The organism is Thermoflexus sp. (assembly GCF_042408365.1).
Lineage (GTDB): Bacteria > Chloroflexota > Anaerolineae > Thermoflexales > Thermoflexaceae > Thermoflexus.
On record NZ_JBHOQJ010000298.1, the window covers coordinates 1 to 1626 of the forward strand.

A 1626-nucleotide genomic window follows, 5' to 3' on the forward strand; every position below is an offset into this window, starting at 1 on the left:
CCGGGGCCGAAGGCCCACGGCTCGCCCTCCAAACCCCCAGGAGACCAAAACCGGAGATCAAACCTGGAAGGAACAGCAGCGCTTCATCTCCCTTCGTTTTGGGGATACGCGGTGGAGGGGACGGATAGCCCCTCCATCCTCTCCCTCTCCCCGCAGCCTCAAGGGCGACAGGGAGCACCTAGGCGCTCCGGCGCCCGTTTCGAATCCAGCGAGGGAGGATCCAAACGTTAGGATCCACGTATATTTATTGTGGCCGGGCGATGTTCAGAAGATGTTCAAGCAATCGCTGGCTCCGCGCGCCAGAGCTCCGGATCGTAGGCCGGCAGCTCGCATCGGAGAGGGCGATCCTTCCGATAGCCCAGGGCGTATTCGGCTTGAAGGATCGTGTGGATCTGGCTAGTGCCCTCGTAGATCACCTCCCCTTTCGCGTTGCGCAGGTAGCGCTCGACGTCATATTCGTCGCTGTAGCCGTACGCTCCATGGATCTGGATGGCATCCAGAGCGGCCTGAACGGCGGCCTCGGTGGCGAACCACTTGGCCAAGCTGGTCTCGCGGGTGTTGCGCAGCCCCATGTTTTTCATCCAACCGGCCCGCAGGTAAAGCAAGCGGGCGATTTCATAGTTCGCGGCCATCTTCGCGATCATCTCCTGGACCAGCTGGTGCTCCCCGATGCGCCGGCCGAAGGTCATCCGCTCATTGGCATACCTCACCGAGGCCTCCAAACAGGCTCGGATCAGTCCGGTGGCCCCTGCCGCCACCGTGTAGCGGCCGTTGTCCAGAGCGGCCATGGCGATGTAGAATCCCTCCCCCTCCTCCCCCAACCGGTTCTCGGCCGGCACAGGGGTGTTCTCGAAGACGATCCACCCAGTATTGCCCGCGCGGACCCCCAGCTTCCCGTGGATGGTGCCGGTTCGGACGCCGGGGAACGTTCGCTCCACGATAAAGGCAGACATCCCCCGATGACCTTTTTCGGGATCGGTCTTGGCGATCACCAGGAAGTGATCTGCCAGGTCAGCCAGGCTGATCCAGGTCTTTTCCCCGTTCAGGATGTAGACGTCCCCCTGGCGCTTCGCCGTCGTGCGAATCGCGGCGGCGTCGGATCCAGCCCCAGGCTCGGTGAGGGCATAGGCGGCGATTTTCTCCCCCTTCGCCTGAGGGACCAGGTAACGTTGTTTTTGCTCCTCGGTCCCCCATTGGAGAAGAGAGAGGGAGTTCAGGGCGACGTGCACAGACATCACCACGCGCAGCGAGCTGTCAATACGCTCGAGCTCCTCACAGGCTAGGCCGAGGGAAATGTAATCCATCCCCGCGCCACCGTATTTCACGGGGATACAGATCCCCAGAAGCCCCAGGGCCGCCATGCGCTCGAAGAGCCACGGGATCGGTTTCTGGGCGCGGTCGTGCTCCTTGATGACCGGCCGGATCTCCCGCTCGGCGAATTCGCGGACCATCTGTTGCACCATGCGGTGCTCGTCATTGAGTTGGAAATCCATGGGATCTCCTCCAGAAGGCGCAGATTGAGGGCGCGGTTGATAGGCTACGCTTTCCGATGAAATTATAGTCCTTAAAGTTCATCGGTCTCAGAATTGAATAGACAAAGCGGAGCCGGGCGCCTCTGGCGCCCGG

Annotated in this window: 1 protein-coding gene; it reads right to left on the reverse strand. The window is 61.7% G+C overall.

The annotated features are described in order from the left end of the window. Positions 1–275 precede the first annotated feature (275 nt). Positions 276–1493, reverse strand: coding sequence for an acyl-CoA dehydrogenase family protein (locus ACFMO5_RS13710; RefSeq protein ID WP_376793312.1), 1218 nt, complete (start codon positions 1491–1493; stop codon positions 276–278). Between the last annotated feature and the right edge of the window lie 133 nt (positions 1494–1626).